We start from the raw sequence: 19,793 nt of genomic DNA on the forward strand, positions 1-19,793 counted from the left end.
TCCTAAGATAACAGACCGGCGTCAGATAGCGAGTTTTACAGCCCCTATTCCCGCCACAGGGCCCGGGTTCGGCGGCGTACCGGTTCGGCGGCGTACCGGTTCGGCGGCGGGCCGGTTCGGCGGCGGGCCGGTTCGTCTACAGGACGGTGGTGACCAGATCGTCGACGGCCACCGGACGGACGGCGACGAACGATTCGGCGGCATCGACCCCTGCCAGGCTGCCGGTGACCAGGGCGGCGGCGCGGATGCGGGATTCGATCGCCGGTTTGTGGGCGAATTGGCTTTGGTAACACAGAATGGCGTCGATTTTCTGTTGCAGCGTTGCGGCCACATCGACCAGCAAGTGATGGGAATGGCCGGCGATCGTGTCGGGTTCCAAGGCCAGCCGAAAGTACAGCTGGCGGCGGACCGCATGGACGGGAAGGCCGTCAAAATGCTGGTCCCACTTGGTCAGCCGACTGTAAAAGACCGCCGCGTCGGTGATCAGTTTGGCTTGCCAGTGGTCCGGCGAAGCGGTCGGGGTGGCGTCGCCAAAGCCGATGACGATGCGTGGACGGTGGATTCGGAATTGTTTCGCCAGGGCGACGCGAGCGTCGAATCCGTCCATCAGCCGGCGGTTGGGTAGCCCCAACTGGATCCGGACCTGCACACCCAGCGTTTCGGCAGCCGCCCGGGCCTCGGCCGCCCGGACTTCCGGCGATGGGCAATTGGGGGTCGGTTCACCGTCGGTCAAATCGATGATCCCGACGCGATAGCCTTGGCGAACCAGTTTGGCCAGCGTTGCCCCACAGGCGACTTCCACGTCGTCCGGGTGTGCGGCAACGGCGACGACGTCCAGCGGCGGTGAATCATTCATGGCGAAGGCCTGGCAGGGGCGGCGCGGCAGCGGTCGTATGGCAACACGGGACGCGATCGCGTTCTTTCAAAGTCCGCGTTCATTCAAAGTCGGTGCGATCGCTACAACCGTCGTGTTGGTCAAAGTCGACCGGGGGTTGGGATGGGATTGAGAAGAAACCATCTTGATGGCGCGTCCGTCGGGACGGAATCGGACTACCGTTAGTGGTGTGCGAGGGACACGACGCACGGGCCACCATGACGAAGCAACGAGAGAATAATAAGTGTCCCCCCGTGCGAGGCGGGGTCGGTCCTTCGGGATCGGCCTCGCCTTTTTTCGTGCCCTGACCGGCGTTTCGCCCTTGCCAGCCAGGTCTCGCATGACCGGCACGGACCCGACAAGCCGCGGTGGTCGATCGTCGCCGAGTCGTGACGAGCGCCACGAACGCAGCGTCCCCCAGACGCCGAAACATCAGATGAGGATTTCGCAAAGCCGATGCCCGTCGTGGAACCGAAGGTCTTTCTGCCGCGTCCCAATGGGGGAAAGCATGCAAAAATCGTTAGTTCGGTTTCAGTTTGCGTGGACATGGGCCGGTGTGACGCGATTCTACGTAGGACGTCCTTTGAGACCGCGTGGTCCTGTCAAACCTTGACGGTGATAACGATTTTTCGCATCGCCGCCGCGATGCTTTGCCGAAACACCCCGTTACACGAACCGCCCTGGCTGTCACAGCGATTTAGCTGGTGCCAATGAAGGTTGCGGTCCGCGAAGGGATCGACCGTGCCACCGCAGGGTGGTTGCCGGCCAATCTCGACCGGACTTCAGCGCTGGGCACTTGAGTGCCCGACAATCGATGGTCTGCGGTTCCGCAGCGATGAAACCTCCGTCCGGTGCGACGGAAACCGATTCGCCCCCAACACCCCTGAACGAACATTCTAGGTATGTCGCGAAACGCTCTTCGACAACTGATTGCCAGCCTGACCGGTGGTTTCCCGCACAAGGATGCCGTGATGAAGCAGCCGCGTGGCGATGGCGATTTGGCCAGCCGTGGGCCCTTGCGGTTGGAAATGCTGGAACGTCGGCAGTTGATGGCCGGCGACGTGGAGATGATGTTCACCGACGGCAACGCCGACGGGTTGCCCGATGCGGGGGCCACCGCGACGGCACAAAGCGATGTCTTGGCGGTGACCGGTCAGGCGGAAGGTGAATCGGAGCCAGATCTGGTTCAGTTTGCGAAGAATCTGGAAGCCGCGGGCGTGCAATTCTTCGGCGCCGCCTGGTGTCCGGCCTGTACCCAGCAGAAAGAATTGTTCGAGGACGGTGGCGACGAACTGCCCTTTGTCGAAGTCACCAATCCGGACCGAACGCTGAACAGCATCGGCATCGCCGAGGGCATCTCACAATTCCCAACTTGGCGGTTCCCCGACGACACCGAGGCGACCGGGGTCTTGGATTTGACGACCATCAGCTCCCGCAGCGGCGTGCCGATTCCGCAAAGTGAAACGCCGACGTTCGAGACCATTGGTTCACAAACGGTTCGCATCGGATCGCCGTTGCATGTCGTCGTGGATGGTTACGATCCCGACGGCAGCGTGCTGACGACCACGGTCACGGTGGAAGATCCGTCCTTGATCGAAGCGACCGTGATTTCGGGCAACCGTTCGTTGCGTTTGGATGTTGCCGGGTTTGGTGACATGGTGTTCGAGCTGTTCGAACAACGGGCACCGGTTCCCGCCGGACGCGTTGCGGATTTGGCGGAATCTGGATTCTATGACGGCATCATCTTTCACCGCGTGGTCAACGGCTTTGTGATCCAGGCCGGTGACCCGACCGGAACGGGAACCAGCGGATCGACCTTGGGCAGTTTCGACGACCAATTCCATCCCGATCTGCAGCACAACCGTGACGGGATCCTGTCGTTCGCCAAGACCTCGGACGATACGAACAATTCGCAGTTCTTCATCACCGAGACTGACACACGGCATCTGGACTTCAACCACTCGATCTTTGGCCAGTTGGTCGAAGGCGAAGACGTCCGTGAAGCGATCAGCAATATGGAAACCGATCCGCCGGCCAGCCAGGGCGGTGGTGCCCCGACGACCGACATCGTGATCGAAGATGCTTCGGTCTTTACCGACACCGAAAACAGCGTCGTGATGTTCAAAGCGGTCGGCGGGACGGGAACGACCAATGTCACCATCACGGTCACCGACGAAGACGGCAACACGCACAGCGAAGTGATTCCGGTGACGGTGGTCGCCGATACGGGCAGCAGTTCTGATTCACAGCCATTCTTGGGTGACATCAACGACCCGGTCACCTCCGCAGTCGACACGCCGGCCCAGTTGCAGTTGTCGGCCGTGGATGTCGAAGGCGACGCGGTTCGGTACAGCGGTTCGATCGTCAGCGGCCAAGGCAACGCGACGCTGAACGTGGATTCGACGACCGGTCTGGTCACAGTGACGCCTGCTTCGGGGTTCACCGGCACCGTGGATGTCAACTTGACCGTGGCGGCCGCCTCCGGTGCAACGGGCAGTGACAACCAGGTCGTGACGTTCGAGTTTGTGGAATCGCAGTTGTCCGCACCCACGGGATTGGACTTGTTGGCCACCAGTGACAGCGGATCCAGCGACAGTGACAACGTGACCAATGAGGGCACGTTGTCCTTCACCGTCACCGGTGTGGAATCGGGGGACACGGTTGAAATCATCAACACCGACGGCGATGCGGTGATCGGTTCGGCGGTTGCCGCCGGCAGCACGGTCACGATCACGACGTCGAACATCGCCGCGCTGGGCGACGGCAGTTACACGCTTGCGGCTCGGCGTAGCAACGGCGGTTCCAGCAGCGGCAACAGTGCGACCCTGACGGTGACCTACGACAACACGGGCCCGGCGACGGTCGGCGACACGGCCACGACCCAGGCCAACGTCGGGACGCAGTACATCACCAACCTGATCAGCAGTGAAGAAGGCAGCGGGCTGGTTTATTCGTTGATCTCGTCGCCCACCGGCGCGACCATCAACCCGGCGACGGGCCAAATCACTTGGGATCCGCAGGCCGCCGACGTGGGAACTGTCGACTTTGACATCCGGCTGACCGACTTGGCCGGCAACGCGACCGATGACAGTTTCAGTGTCACCGTCAGCGAACCAGCGGTCGCGGGCGTGCGACTGGAAATCACGGACTTGGACGGAAACGTCATCACCAGTGTTGCCAGTGGCGAAGAATTCTTGCTGCGGATGTACGGCCAGGACTTGCGACCCGGCATCGATCGACGCGGGGTCTTTGCAGCATTCGCCGACATCTTGTTTGACGCCAATCTGATTCAACCGGTCAGCGGGGCGACGATCCAGTACGGCAGCGGATTCAATACCGTCCAAGACGGGACTTTCGCCAGCGGGCTGATCGACGAACTTGGTGCGGCCCAGTCCAACACGGTCCCCAGTGACGAAAGCGAAAGCCTTGTCGCCACCATCCGCATGGAAGCGATCGCCAGCGGGACGGTCAACATCACCAGTGAACCGGCCGACGACTCGGGCAGTGAAACGTTGTTGTATCTAAGCGACGAACGAATTCCGGCCGCCAGCGTCGCTTACGGCAACATCTCCTTGGCGATCGACCAGAACTTTACGGTCGTTGATGACACGTTCACCGTGGACGAAGACAGCACATCCAACACGCTGGACGTCTTGGACAACGACACCGCGGTCGCCGGCACCACGCTGACGATCGTCTCGGTCACTCAGCCGACCACCGGCGGCGCGGTATCGATCAGCAACGGCGAATTGATCTTCACGCCCACCGCGGACTTCGTCGGCGAAGTCGTCTTCAGCTATCGCGTGGCCAACAGCGATGGGGTTCAAGACGATGCGACCGTGACGGTGACCGTGGAAGACGTGAATGATCCGCCGCTCGGGGCGCCGGATACCTTCACCGTCGATCAGGGGACGGTGTTGAATGATCTGGACGTCTTGGACAACGACAGCATCGCACCGGATACGGGCGAAGAACTGACGGTCACCGGCGTCGGGACCACGTCAAACGGCGGCACGGTGACCGTTGCCAGCGACGGCAAATCGGTGTTGTACACACCGCCGGCCGACTTCACCGGCGTCGATACCTTCACCTACACCCTCAGCGACGGCGAAGCGACCGTTCCGGTGACCGTCAGCGTGACGGTGAACCCGGGCGACGAACCGCCGGTCGCGGTCAACGATGCCTTTACGGTGACCGAAGACGCAGCCGAGGCGTCGTTCGATATCTTGGCCAACGATACGCGTGACAGTGAGAACCAGGCCTTCGAACTGCTCGAAGTCGCCACACCGTCCAACGGTGGAACCGCTTCGGTCGGCACCGATGGCGAACTGCGGTACCAACCGGCCGCCAATTTCGTCGGTACCGAAACGGTCCAGTACACCATTCGTGACACCGGCGGCGGGCTTGCCGTCGGAACGGTGACCTTCACGGTGACCGGCGTGAACGATCCACCGCCCGCGGCCGATGCGACGGCCGACGTGTTGCGATCCGCCGGCGAATCCGTCGTGCTGACCGTTGCCGATTTGCCGACCAACGTTGACAGCGGTGAAACGTTGCAATTCACCGCGACCGGAACCACGTCCCAGGGCGGAACGGTTCGCATCAGCACCGCGGGTGATCAAATCCTGTACACGCCGCCGGCCGGCGATTTCACCGGCGATGACACGTTCACGTTCACCGTCAGCGATCCATCGGGCGCCACCAGCACGGCGGCACTGACGGTGACGGTGTCCGATTACGAGCTGCGTGATTTTTCGTTCGCACTGTCGTCAGCCATCCCCGGCGTATTGCATGGCGTTCGATTGGTGGGCACCGACGACTTGGGTGCTGCCGTGGATGTCGCCGCAACCCAGGACGCCAATGGCCAATTCGTCTTCGCCGACCAATTGCCCGGTGACTACAAAATCATGATCCCCGCGGTTCCGTTCTTGCAAAAGGGTGGCCAGCCGATTGAGTTGGAACTAAACAGTGCACCGGAGGACGGCGATGCGGCACTAGAGGCCGACTTGGGACGTCTGCGTCCGCAATACCTTTCGATCCGGGATTGGTTCGGCGGTGCGGCACGACGGTCGATCGTTGCGGCGGTCAGCCCCGGCGAAGAACCCGTCTTCATGCAAACCAGTCAAGACACCGGAGATGTTTCTGATCCGGATGTGCAACTAAGCAACGACGGAACTCAGGTGACCGTCACCGGGAAAGACGATCAAGACGCCGATGTGCAGGCGACGTTGAACGTTCAATCCGGCAACCGTGTCGAAGTTCGCGGTCAAGTCGGTGATTTGCGGCTGCTGAAAATCAGCGTCGAACCGACCGATGTCAGCTTCACCGAAGTCGCCTCGGCGGGCACCGCGTCGACGGCCGAAGGCGAAGCAGCGGCGGCAACCGGCCAATCCGTGTTGTCCAATGACCAGGCGGCTGAGGGTGAATCACCCGTCGTCGCAGCGGTGACTCAAGTGGACGCGGTCGTTCCCGCTGCTTCACCGGTATCGGTCGATCAAACGCCACAACAAGACGCAAGCGGCGTCGGTTCGGATGCCGATACCAACGTCGTCGGCGACAGCATGGACGCCCAACAGGTCGACGCATCGATGCCGCAGGTGGCGTCACGTTTAAGCCTGCTGTCGTCCGCTGCGGATCAGTTGGCCGAACCCGACGACGATCTTTCGGCCGATGCCGTTGACGCGGCGTTGTCGTCGTAACGGTGTCCTTTGGCGTGTCCGCCTGATTGCCCCGGCGCACCGCGGTGCGACTTCGCATGAGGCGATGACGTGACCTGAACGTCCGATTTGGTCGACCGAATCGGCGTGGCTGAATGCTGTCTTAGGCAAACCACATCCGTCATCGCCAGTCAAGACCACGGCGAAAAACCCCGCAAATCGTTGGGTTTTTTGCGATGTGCCCGCTTGCACGGATCCCCCCGCCGACTTATCACCTTTCCCTGAAGTTGACCGGACGTTGGATTTTCCGGCCCAAAACCACTTTGTCACCGCCACTTTCAAAAGGGTATCGCCCATGGCCAAGGCTCCGACCAAGACTCAAATCTTGGCGAACATCGCCGAAGCGACCGAGCTGTCCAAAAAAGACGTTGCTGCGGTCTTTGATGCATTGACCGAAGAGATCCGTGCCGAGCTCGGCAAGAAAGGATCTGGACAATTCGCGATTCCAGGTCTGTGCAAGATCGTCCGTCGCGACGTGCCCGCCAAGCCGAAACGTAAAGGACGCAACCCTGCCGATGGCAGCGAAATCTGGTTGGCTCCCAAACCGGCCAGCAAGAAGATCGTGATCCGTCCGCTGAAGGGTCTGAAGGAAATGATCTGATTCGTTGGTGGAACCACCGGAAGGACGCGGTTGATCAAACCGCAAGCTCCGGCTCCACGACGTTGATCATCCTGAGCGTCCGGACTCGGATGGTGTGACTCTCGCAGGCACACCGCCGGCCGGCCAGAAGTGTTGAAAAACACCGCTATTTCTAATCAAAAAAGCCGAAGTCCGGTCACTCACCGACTTCGGTTTTTTTTGTGGACCTGCCTGATCAGCCCGCCCAGCAGACCCGCCCAGAATGTCTGCACAGCAGGTCCGGTTCAAATCTGATAGAGCGACCGATGCAAGTCTTTCAACAAATCGACGAAGCCCGAAACTGGGTTCGCCAACAACGCGCCGAAGGCCACCGCACCGCGCTGGTGCCGACCATGGGAGCGCTGCACCAAGGGCACCTTTCCTTGGTCGAACTTGGGCGGCAACGTTGCGAGAAGACGATCGCGACCATCTTCGTCAATCCAACCCAATTTGGGCCTGGCGAGGATTTCGAACAGTATCCTCGATTGCCCGAGGAAGACTTGCAATTGCTGCGTCAGGTCGGCACCGATGCGGTTTTCTTACCGGACGCAGCGGCGATGTATCCGACCGGATTCAGCACCGCCGTGTCGCCACCCGATGTTGCGGGCGATTTGGAGGGCCGCCTGCGACCCGGTCACTTCGCCGGCGTGGCCACCGTGGTCTTGAAGTTGTTTCAAATTTTACCGACCACACATGCGGTTTTCGGACGCAAGGACTATCAACAACTGTTGGTCATCGCCGCGATGGTGCGTGACTTGAATGTCGACATCGAAATCATCGACGCGCCGATCGTTCGCGAAGCGGACGGATTGGCGATGAGCAGTCGCAACCGTTATCTCAACCCAGACGAACGTCAAACAGCAAAGCGATTGTCCGCGGCACTGCAGGCGTGCTGTGATGCTTACGCCGATGGCAACCGCGACGCCGACGCCTTGCAGTCGATCATGCATGCGGTACTGACCGAATCTGGGAAATCGCATCCGCCGGTGGATTCCATCGATTACGCAGTGGTCCGTGGAGCCGATGACCTACGCGTGTTGAACACGGTCACGGCCGATGCGATTGCGTTGATCGCGGCGAAGGTGGGATCGACTCGATTGATAGACAATCGGGTGATCGGCAACACCGATTAGACGCAGCATGAAAGCGTCACGACAGCTTTCGTTTGTTGTGCAGCAGTCGTCGGGAGGCTGGCGGCCAGCGCCCTGCCGCTCCTTTGATCGGCTACCCCGGAGTCACTGGTTCGCCTTGGCCGACGACCAACGCGAACCTCCGCCGGGAAACACGGCAAAGCAGATCACGATCATGGTCAACGCGATTGCGATCGGCGGCGGCGCGACGACATAGAGGCAAACCGACAGTAACGCCAGCCAAAAAATTGGATGGGACAAGACGGTTTCGATCGATCTTCGGTGAGGCCACACCAGCACGGTGATGATGACGGTCACAAACAGGATCAGCACGTTATTCAATAGCCATCTCAAGTCGGCTTGTGCCACCTGGTAAAATTGCAATCGTGATCGCCAGGCGTCGTCGTTGATCGAATCTTCGCTCGGCACAACGGTGTTGGGACCATCGATGACTCGTGCCCATATCGTGGCAAACTTTCCGGACGTTGACTCCGCTGGCGAATCACCTTCGTCATCCAGCGGCACGTCCAGTGAGACGGCAACGGCCGCAAAGCGGTCACGCAACTGTTGCCAGCGTTGATCTTGTTCCGAATCGTCGCTGGAGATCATCCGCAAACGTGCTTGTTCGAGCGACCGAAATTCTTCGGCCCAGTCGGTCAGCCACGTCGCCATTTCCGCCGCCGGCTTTTCGGCAATCAAATCTTTCGCCCCGTCGACCACGTCAACAATCGATTCGGCCAACGCGAACAATCGTCGTTCGTTTTCGTCGGCGATCCAATCACTGATGACTTGTCCGTTGCGATCATTGCCGCCCGATGACGATGCGTATTCGGTCAGCGTTTGCAGGGTCAATGACGAAACGCCCGGACGACCGGTTGATAAGGCATCGTTCGAACGGGTTTCGGATACCGACCAAGGTTCTGGTGCAAAGTTGGGCTCGACCACCGGCAGAATGGCGGACAAATCGGACGTCTTGGACCCAAACGCGTCCGACGGATATTCGAACAAGACGTCGACGATCTGCGGCAGTTCGGCGTAGGCCAAGCCGACGGTCACGCCGTTGGTCTGTTCGCCGTTGGTCTTGTCGGTTCCGCTGACCAACGCGGTTCTGGCGACGGCCGGGCGATCGTCGACGGAGGCACGTAAGAAGTTCGCCAAGCTGGGGTAATGTATTTCCAACGAGAGATCGGATTCGGGCACCACGAAGTAGCGGCATGCCACCAGGGTGCTGTCGGGACGTACGATGACGCGAACGTCTTGGGTGGCTACCGAAAGCGGTCGGTTGTTGCGGGTCTGGCTGACCAAGTCGACCGACCACTGATCGGACCGGATGGAATACCGACCAGCCGACGCATCGGTGGACGCCGCCTGGGTGGATGGTTTGTTCGGGTCGACCTTGGGGCCGGACGCGGGGGCTTGGATGCGGTCGACACCGTTGGTTCGCCACTGTAGCGGTTGTCCGGACGCCTGCTGTGGCACTTCCACGACCGCACGTCGCACCGACACGTCGCGGATTTCCAAATCGGGAACGGCGATGGACCCGCGGTCCACGGTGGATAATCTTCCGGTCAGGCGATACGAGGTGTCGCCGGCATCACCGATGGGGCGGCGAATGCGAATCCACTGGCGGCTGGCGTCGGGGCCGGGTTGCTGCAGCCATCGATCGGCGCCCTGGACGTTCAAGTCAATCGACCACAATGCGGGAACCGCGATGTCGACGATCTCCGGTGCACGAGGTCGAAAATCGATCTGGAATTCAAAGCCCCACTCGCCGTCGATTTGTTCGATACGAGTGGTGGTGTCACAGCGGTACCGCACGCCCTCGGTTCGGATCCACATCGGTTGGCCGGACCAAGTCGGAGGTTCCTGGCCCGGCAGCGTGCTCCACGCGGCGACTTGGACCCAGCCTTTATCGTTCAATTCGGCGTTAGAGAAACCGGTGGTCGATTCAGCCACGGTTTGCCCCGGCCAAGCAACGGTGGTGGATGCGCCATTCTGTGTTGGCTCCTTTGCACCGGCGGGCGAAGTATCAATGGTGATCTCAGGATCTCGCGTCACGACATGCTGAACGGACGGCGTCGTCAATTGCATCTCGCCCGGACTCGGCCAGATTGAAAGGTCGGTCCAGACGAAGGGGGCATCGGAGCGCAAACGTCGCGTGGCTGCGATCGACAGCCGCGATCGAATCATTGCTTCTGAAGCGACGCCGGACGATTCAGCAGTGCCTTTGGCCTGTGGGGCTTTGACCTGCACCAGGAACGTCTGGCGATTACCGCGACCATAAAGCACACGTGTCACGGCAGCTTCACCGTCGACCGTTACCGAGTGCAATTCGAAGCCGGGCGGCAGGGTCACCGGGAATTCGGTGGGACTTTGTGCCGACGACAGTGACAACAGCGTCGTGTAACGATACTGCAGTTCCACCAAGTCCGGCCTGCTTTGGCCGGGAAAATCAGGCCGATCGTCGACATCGCGAAGATGCAGGTGATGAATCGACTCGGAAAGGATCGGTGGTCCCGGGCGGACGCGGAGGATCATCTTTGGAATGACACCGGAAAAGACCTGGACCGATTGTGCCACGCTGCGGAAACCGTTCCAGGACGCAAAGAACTGGTCGGGCGTCATCACTTCGTCGGTCCGCTCGGCGACCACCGCGGTCGACTCAGTTTCAAATTCGATGCTGATGTCTGGCGCGACACCCAGCGCCACATAGACGGGTGTGACAGGATCGCCGCCAGCCGGCAGCGCCGACGGCAGGACCAAATCGGTGCGTAGCGCGGTTCCCGATTCGGGAAACGCTGCTCCTGATCCGTCGACATCGATCCGAGGCGAAGAATCACAGGCCGGACAAGTAACGGCCACCAGTCGGATCGGCTGATCGGAAGCCGCGATTCGCTGATAATCGACCAGCGTTCGCCCGCTGGATGTGAATACCGAGTCCACGATTCGCCAACTGTCGGAAATCAGCGTCGGTGGTGAATCCGAAAACAAGACTTGGACTCGATCACCCGCTTCCGTTTTTCCAAGCGGTGTCAGTTCATAGTCGATGACCGTTTGATGACGTCCGACCTGAACATAGTAGCGACGCTGAAGAACATCTTTGCGAGCCGACGTTTCGGTCAAGTCCGACTGATAATCCAAACTGATGCGATCGATGGGCCCCAACACGGCCGAACGCAGACGACCGCTAAGATCATTTTCGATCGGACCGACGCAACGGTTCAAACGGATATTGTCCCAGCCACGTTGATCGACGACCAACAATTGGGCACAAGCGATCCGCGGAATCGGCATCGCCAGAGAAACGGTGGAACCTTCGCGGTCAATCGACGGTACCAGTGTTAAACGCAAACGAACTTGATCGGTCGACGGAATCGTCACCACCGTCCATGCATCGGCTGACAACCCGTTGGCGTTGTCGCTGGTGACGCCGGCATCGGATGACTGTTGCACGGTGCCGGATGATGGAAGGCCACCCACGTCGGATGCCGCGCCGGTGGCGTCGTCGGGTTCCGCCGCCTCCGCAAAGCGAACGACGCTGTTGCCTTCGTCACGTATCAGTTCAACACGCTGAATCAGGTCCGCGTCGATCGGCAAGCGGACGCTGCCGGTGGCGGCGTCCAGTCGGATGTCGAACTCCGCTTCAACGGTTGGCATCGGCAAAACTTCGTCGGCGGCGACCTGCTGTAACTGGACGGTGTACCGAGCCGAGTGGTACAGCGGCGGCAGGGTGGATGAACGACGCTGGATCGATTCCCAATGTCGCAGTGCAGCGATCGGTACATAGACGTGGTTGCCGACGATCGAACCGTTTTCGTCAAAGGGCAACAGGACATCGACCACGTCAAAGGTCTGCGTGGCGGGTGCCGTTTCGCTTTGTCCGATCGCCTTCGGCATGACGCCCGAGATAGCCACCAACGACGTGCCCAGCATTAACCACAGCACTGACCGAGTCAGTGAGAGTGAAAACGAACCGCTGGGGTCATTCCTGGAACTCTGACGCCTGTCATTTCGATCCATCTTGCAAAGTGATGTATGCAGCAAGGCGGCCACGAGCCAGGGCACCAGTATCCAGCCGACAAACGCGACGGTGAACTCGGTCCAAAGCAGACAAAACGTCGCCAGCAACAACGCAATCGCAGCGGACAAGACCAACTGGAACCGGCTGACGAACCATCCGGCCGCGAAGAACACGAAAGCACCACAGCAGCCCAACGCAAACAGTAGTTCTCGGCGCAACAGCAACACGGTCGTCGCCGGTGTCACTCGGATCCCCGCAACGCTGTCATGACGTGGCCGGAACAAATCACTTAGCAGCATGGTTTCCGATGACGGCAACAATCGCATCGACGATTGCCAAACGACACCGCGTGGTCGAATCCACGGCACACGGCACTTGCGGGCCGACCAAGTGCCCAAACGACTGCGAACAAACGTCAATCGAATGGTGTCACGTTGTCCCGCCGCCGTCGCGGGCAAGCGAATCGGGTGCTGGGGGATCTGGCCGACTTCCAACAGTGACCCGTTTCGCCGAACCGTTTCCAATTGCAAGTCCAATGGTGTATCGATGACGATCGTCTGGTCCGATGAAATCACCAATTCGGATCGTATTTGATCGCTGCCACGGCTGGACACGATCATTTCGGTGTCTTGCTGCCAAACGTCGGTGCGCCCGGGATGCGCAGGCCGACGACGCAAACGAATGGCGACTTGATCGTCGGGGTTGTAACGCATACGCTGCATGAAACGTGACTCCGGTGCAGCGGCTTGTTCGATCGGAAGCGGCGTTGGAGTGATGGTTCCCGATGAAGCGGTCGCAAACAAAGGGTCTTCCAAAAGAATCGACGCGTCCTGTTGTCCCGCACCAGTGACCGATGGCAATTGCAGACGAACGCCGGAATTCGCGATCGCGTACTGGCGGGTGCCGACCAGCGTCATCGTGGTCGCGGTGGGCGCTGCAATATCGAAACGGACAATCCGTCGGTCGCTGGTTTCGGTCGTCCGCGTCTGATCCGCTCGAATCGCTGTCATCGGACCGCCAGCGTCGGTCACCATTCCCCATTGATACTCGGGCAGATCGGCGTGATCGTCGATCGAAAGTGAAAGCTCCGAAGGTGCACGCCCTGATGCAATCAGGACACGAACGGTTTCAACGATCTCCGTGGCCGATTGACGGAAATCGACGTTCACCTGAGCATCGAAATCTTCCCGCGGCGGTGCCAACCGCAGCGGCGGAACCGCTGCCATATCGTTGCGAAAGAACAACGAATCGTTGGACATGGGTTCCAGAAAATCGCGGCGTCGTGATGACAGACCGTTCGGCCGACTGGGGCGGTATGCCAATAACGTCAGGTCGTCCCAAACGCCGCTGGAGGGACGTTCGACCTGAGCCGCCAAGTCAGTGGCCACACCTTGGACACGAGCGACCCAGGTCGCGGGAATGCGGCGACGGTCCGACAGACGCCGTGATGGGAAGCGCGCCGCAATCTCAATCAATAGACGCTGATCCACTATATCTGCGGATTCGGGCCACAGCGTGATGGTTCCGCCACGCCGAAGCGGTCCCAAGCGTTCACGGATTCGACCGGAATTTGGAAAGCTGATCTGGTCGACGTCCCAACCCGGTTGGATGGCCAGTTCGACAGGACTTAAACCGCCCTGCCCCATCGGCAATTCCAACAACATCTGAGCTTGGTGTTCCGGTTCATCCAACTGCAAACGCAGCGTGGCCAAGCATTGCCCAAGTTCGCTTTGGGGCATCACCGTCAATCCGATCCATTGATTCGATGCGATCGGCGGACCTTCCCATTGCCAAACACTTGCGTCGACACCTGGTTGCACCCGAGCCAGACGCCAATGGTCGGGCAATTGGCTGGACGTCAACGACATCGTGTTTTCGACACGAATCTGCAACTGTTCTTCGGTCACTGCTTCCAATACACCGGTGCTGCGGAACCTTGGTCGACGCAGTTGAAATGGACGCTCGCCGTAGCCAGCGGGAATGCAGTGCCCACGGATCATCAATGCCAGCCCGGTGCCCTGATCGTCTTCGCTTCTGGTGCCGAAATTCGAAAGTTCACCCGCCACGTCCAGTTGTCCCGACGATTGACCACGCGGCGTAAAGACAAAGGGCACCTCCAAACCGTTGATCTCGACCGATTCGACCGAGCCCATGGGGACATCGATCGATGGCAACCTGTCGTCCGACGGTGATTCGATGGTCAACCGGTGTTGCCAAGTGATGCCCGATGCCGACATTTCCAACTGCGTCCGCACCCGTCGCACGACGATGGGGGTGGCGCTGCGGAAGGCATCCGAACGACTGAACTGCAAACGCAAACGTTCCAACCCACCGGCCCGAACCACGTACAAGCGACGGCGTGCCGAATCGTCGTCGGCGAACTCGCCCGCGATGGAACCTTCTTGCCGGACCACGCCCACGTCGCTGGTCAGCCCGACGTCGGCCGGTGTTTCGATCTGAAGTTCACAATCAACGGCGATCGGAATCTGCAAATCGAATTCGATTCCCTGCGGCGTCGCCAATCCGCGGGCGGCCCAGCGAAACGTGGTTTCAGATGACCCGGAACGTCGCAAATACAGATTGCCGGCGTGGTCTTGAAGCAATCCGGTCGTGTCGGTTCCCAACGCGAAACTGCTGGCCGGTTGAATCGCCAGATTGGTTGCACCCAACAGCACGGTGGGATGCAGTGAGGCTCGGACGCTGTCGTCCGGCGATTTTCCGGATGTGGGTTGGTCGCACCAAAACTGCGATTCGTCGCCGACCAACATCAAGCCTTCCAGTCGTGCGCGATAGACCGAACGCTGTAGGCTGCCGGATCCTGGTGTGTCGTCCCGGTCCGGCCGCAACAGTTTTTTCAAGCGATCGATTCGGACCGCTTCAAAATCGTCGGGAATCAAACGGTACTGACCCTTGTACACGCCAACGCCGCGCAATCGACGACCGTCGGGATCCGTTGCCGGTAATGACAATGCATCGATGTTGCCGCTGATCCAGTCCGACGTCATGTCTTGTGCCAGCGTAACCGCGGTGGCACCGAAGCCGACCAACCATGATGCCAACAGCCACGTGGCGATCGTGCCGCGAACCGATGGAACAATCATTCGCATGAATTCACCTCCACCGATCATTCATTGCGCCGCGACGGAGAATCGGATGGCTGGGGTGAAGACGTCGGCTGACGGGTGCTGGCCGGATCGTTGGGGGGCAACATCGGCCCGCCTAGGGCAGGTTCTGGATCGCCGGGACGACGATCAAGCGTTTCGGTTTTGGAAAGCGCGTCGGGATCGATCGACGGTGAGTTGCCGGCTTTCGAACCGCCGCCATGCCGAAGTGCCGAATCGGATTGGACACCCGACCCATTGTCGGGGCTGTTCGAATGACGCGTGCTGCCGGTGGTGGCCGGCCGCGGCGTGTTGCTGGGCGACAAAACGCGTGAAGCTTGACGGTCGGTCATTAATGCGCGAACCGCAACCATGATGACCAGCAACACCAATGAAACCACCAGCCACTGGCCGGCAAGCACGGCTGCATCAGGTGCAACCAGCAACAGACCAGCCAACGAAAGGGCCGCTACGACACCGGTCATCGGGTGGCGGACGATCGGGGTCGCCGTCATCAGTGCCGCAAAGCCCAAGACGATCGAACCGATCAGCAGCCACAGCAACATGCTGCTGAATGCCAGCACGGAAAACGATGAAACGCTGCTGCCGACGTAAAGGTAGATATTGCCGCCCGGCGGACGCGGCAGTGACTCGATCCCAACCCAGGTCGCCAAATTACTGTCCGATTCGGTAGGGCGACGGGCCAGACGCCAGCGATCAAACCGCCACGACATCGCTCGACCGATGGTGGGCGACGCCCAGACAATGTGCTGATCACGCGGTGCAACAATTTGCCAATAAACACGTTCGGTCCCCGTGACGAACTGCAACAACGGACGCACGGGGATCCACACCGGCGGTCGGTCCATATCAAACCAAACGTCCAATTGCACTGTCTGCACCGCACCGGTCGACGGCAACGTGACTTCCATTCCGGCGTCCCGCAGCCTTGCCGGAACATCGCGTCCGTCGATGGTCGCGTTGGCCGATATCGGACGCAGGTCCGGTGCCAATTCCAAACGGAAAGTTTCGCCGCCTTCGACCAGGGCGAACACCTGTTCGTGACGTACGTCTTGCCCCAAAAAGGAACGGACCACCGCGCGGCGGACCATCGTTCGGTGCACCGATTTGGCCTTGTTCAAAACACGGACACGCAAGGGTTGGCTGGTGGGGCGGGCGAATTCCAATTGGGAACGCCCGGGATGATCGATAGAGACCAAGTCGCGTGACGCGTCGCCGCGCAGCAGCACACGGCGGACGTTGCGCATCATCACCTCCGACGTGTCCGGTCGTGGCAATGCCACCGTCAATACGCCTGATTCCGGGACCACGTCGGCGACCGGAACCCGGTAACGCCATCGAATGGACCGGGCACCGTCGGTCAATTGTTCCGAAACAATTTCGTACCGATCTTTGCCCAGCGGTCGAATCGCCGCAGACGATCCATCGACCCATACGATCCAATCGGCCAATGGATCGGTGGGCGTGGGGTCGGCGGAATCATCGCTTTGGGTTTCGCCAAGCGGCGGATCCGATGAATCGTCATTGAGATCCCCCGCGGTCGAAAGCGATGCGTCGGTGGTCGATTCGGAATCCGCGTCAATGGCCCGTGTGGCCGAGTTGGATTCCGCCGATGGATCGCGCAGTAAGCGAACCGGCAACCTGCCTTCCAAGTCGAACGGGCTAGTCACTGTCCAGTCGATCGTCACTTGGATCGCGTCGCCGTCCAGTTCCAGCGTCGCGTCGCTAAGCAGTGAAACCTGCTGGGGCTGTTTGACCACGGTGCCGACCAGTCGCGTGGGCTGGCCGGTCGGCAATATCCGGTACAACGATGTCAACGTGGATTCGACCGATCCGTCGTTGGGTTGTGTGACCGATGGGTCCAAACCGACCGACTGTTCCAAGTCGACGATCAGTCGTGATCGACCGGCATGGATGATCCGCAAATTGGCATCTGAAACCAACGTCGTGTCATCCAATCCGATCACCCGCGGCAGCGCGACGTCGACGGCCGTTTGCTCCGGTGCAAGCGTTCGATCGGCGACAATTTGAAAGGCCGCTAGATCGCCGGTGTCCAATTGGCTGACTTCGATTTCACGCACGCTTCCGTCACTGAAGGCATCCAAATCGACGCCGGTGTCCACGTCGACGATTGACCGGACGGTCCAGTCCGAAAGGTCAACCTTCAGACCGCCGCCGCCGACCAGTTGGCCGCTCGGGCGAACCGTCATCGTGGCGGTCAATGCCGAATCATGTAACGAAACGTCAATGTCACTGGTCAGTCGAAGCTGACGCTGTTTCGCGGTCAACCAAACGGGCAGCGCCACGTTGGCCCGATCCAGGTCAAAGAAATAGCTGCGGCGGGTCGACAATTCTTCGGTGGTGCGGCCGACCACGCTTTGGATCCACGGGCGGCTGATCCAACGCAATCGATAGTCTTCGCTGCATAGAAACCGTAGTTCGCCTCGCTGAAACACCGCGTCGACCACTTCAGGGACTCGCAATGACAGTGGGTCGGTGGCGTCGGCTCCTGAATTGCGGACCTGCAAATTGATGGTCAAATCCAAGCGACTGACTCGCTCGTTTTCCATCAGCGTCACCGTCATTCGGCCCGCTGATTCGCCAGGGTCCGGCAGCTCCAATTCGGCGACTTCGACATTGGAATCCACCGTCGGTGTGTCCAGCAACACAGTTTCCGGCGGCAGTTGAATGGTGAACGACGTCAAGTCCCCACGAAGATTTCGGACCGTCAATTGAGACGTCAAAATTGGTTGGTCTTGTGGCGAATCCCAGGTGACTTTGGCGTTCACATAAGCGTCCAGCATGTCCGACGCGACCGCACGCTGTTTGACCTTGGACCATTGCAAAGTAAATTGCCCACCGGCGCTGTCGACCGATAAAACGGTGCGATCCCCCAGTGTTCGTTGTTCGCTGACTTCGTCACCGCGGCCGATCACCTGTGATGTCAAACCGATGCCTTCGACATTCATGACGATTCGCGACGTCGCCACGGGCAAATCAAAGTCCACATGGCGTAGTCCATTTTCGCCTCCGACGCGAACCACCGCTGGAACCTGGATTGTCAATCGGCACGGACGCGTGGTCGATGACCAAAGGACAAAACCCGATCGGTCGGGGGCCATGGTGATCCGATGACGGCCGGCCGGTGGTGGCGGCGATGTCGTCGGTACGTCCGGCTCCGGTGCAACGGCTCGTGCTTCTGAGGAAAGCTCGGGGTCAGTCGTTTCGGCTGGTTCGTCGTCGGTCTCGTCCGGTTCGCTGTCCGAATCATTGTCGTCGTTCGAATCAGAATCACCGCCATCGCTGTGGTCATTTGATTCAGTGTCAGCGTCATCGCCTGAGGGTTCGCCCGCGTTTGACTTTTCGTCCGAATCGTCTTGGTCTATTGGTTCGGCTCCGTCGTCTTCGGTGTCGGAACCTTGGTCGGAATCATCCGTGTCGGTTTCCGTCGTGGCGGTCGGGTCGGGGGCGGAAGAAGATTCGGTTGAATCGTCGCCCGACAGCGTTGATTCGACGATTTCAAATTCGCCCGACGGATGGAAGTTGCCCATTCGCAACGGAACACTGACCCAACGACCCTGGGTCGAATCGATATCGACCGACAAGGTGACCGACAAATCCGCGCTGTCTTGGTCCACGTCCCCCTGGACTGTCAGCGACATGTTTCCGTGAGTCTGGGATGTTGCCCCCAAGCCCTGGGCCAGTCGGCGGATTCGTTCGAATTCTTCCCAGCTCATCGCCGGGCGTACCACCGGGTCACCGGCCTCGTCCAAATACACGAACGCTTCGACCGACAACGACGATCCGGTTGGACGTTCTGGCGACGATCCGATGACACCGTTTTCTTGCGGTCGATTCGTCGGCGGTTCGGTTCCCGGTGGTTGTGATGACGCCACTTTCGGCAACGCCAATGAAACCAGCGCGACCGCCAGGATGATGGCGATCGGACACCGGTTCAGCGGTTGGCCGATTCCGGATTCCGGGCGTTGGCGCGGCGTGGGATTCATCAACGAATGAAACGGGACAAGGGTGATGGCGTGCGACGCCGGGATGTCGGGTCGCACTCTTTGCGGCGTCGGGCGTTGGCGGTCCCGATTTCGAACGCAGTTAAAGTCGCCTGCAGAGCCCCCAGTCTACGCAAACATCAACGTCGGGGTAGCAAACTGTCCCTTTCCAACAACCCCTTCGTCACCAAGTGTCGGCGTGAAGGTGACAACCGTCAAAACCGGAAAATCCCCACCCCGCCCGCAGCCGGCGGCGAAGGTCCTACGACACAGTCATGACAACAGATCGGCACGAAATGGTTCAGG

The 19,793-nt window shown here is 60.0% G+C and carries 6 protein-coding genes; 3 read left to right on the forward strand and 3 right to left on the reverse strand.

Translation table 11 applies throughout. The features are described from left to right. Nucleotides 1-136: 136 nt before the first annotated feature. Entirely contained in the window at nt 137-856 is a 720-nt protein-coding gene (locus HFP54_RS04075) for a PIG-L family deacetylase (RefSeq protein ID WP_168564116.1), read from the reverse strand. A gap of 920 nt (nt 857-1,776) precedes the next feature. Between HFP54_RS04075 and HFP54_RS04080 the strand changes: the two genes are divergently transcribed. The 3 genes from HFP54_RS04080 (at nt 1,777) to panC (ending at nt 8,343) form a co-directional block, all read left to right on the forward strand. After that, the gene (locus HFP54_RS04080) at nt 1,777-6,573 is read left to right on the forward strand and encodes an Ig-like domain-containing protein (RefSeq protein ID WP_168564117.1); all 4,797 of its coding nucleotides are present in this window, start codon (nt 1,777-1,779) and stop codon (nt 6,571-6,573) included. Nucleotides 6,574-6,886: 313 nt separating this feature from the next. After that, complete coding sequence (locus HFP54_RS04085) at nt 6,887-7,192, forward strand: HU family DNA-binding protein (RefSeq protein WP_145300321.1); 306 nt, start codon at nt 6,887-6,889, stop codon at nt 7,190-7,192. 284 nt (nt 7,193-7,476) lie between these two features. Beyond that, complete coding sequence (panC, locus tag HFP54_RS04090) at nt 7,477-8,343, forward strand: pantoate--beta-alanine ligase (RefSeq protein WP_168564118.1); 867 nt, start codon at nt 7,477-7,479, stop codon at nt 8,341-8,343. A 102-nt stretch (nt 8,344-8,445) separates the two neighbouring features. Here the strand turns inward: panC and HFP54_RS04095 are convergent, their stop codons facing one another. Beyond that, nucleotides 8,446-15,468 carry a hypothetical protein gene (locus HFP54_RS04095; protein ID WP_168564119.1) on the reverse strand — a complete coding sequence of 2,341 codons (7,023 nt, stop codon included), beginning with the start codon at nt 15,466-15,468 and terminating at the stop codon, nt 8,446-8,448. Between the two features lie 17 nt (nt 15,469-15,485). Next, entirely contained in the window at nt 15,486-19,490 is a 4,005-nt protein-coding gene (locus tag HFP54_RS04100) for a hypothetical protein (RefSeq protein WP_168564120.1), read from the reverse strand. Nucleotides 19,491-19,793: the final 303 nt, after the last annotated feature.

Source organism: Crateriforma spongiae, from assembly GCF_012290005.1.
Classification (GTDB): Bacteria; Planctomycetota; Planctomycetia; order Pirellulales; family Pirellulaceae; genus Crateriforma; species Crateriforma spongiae.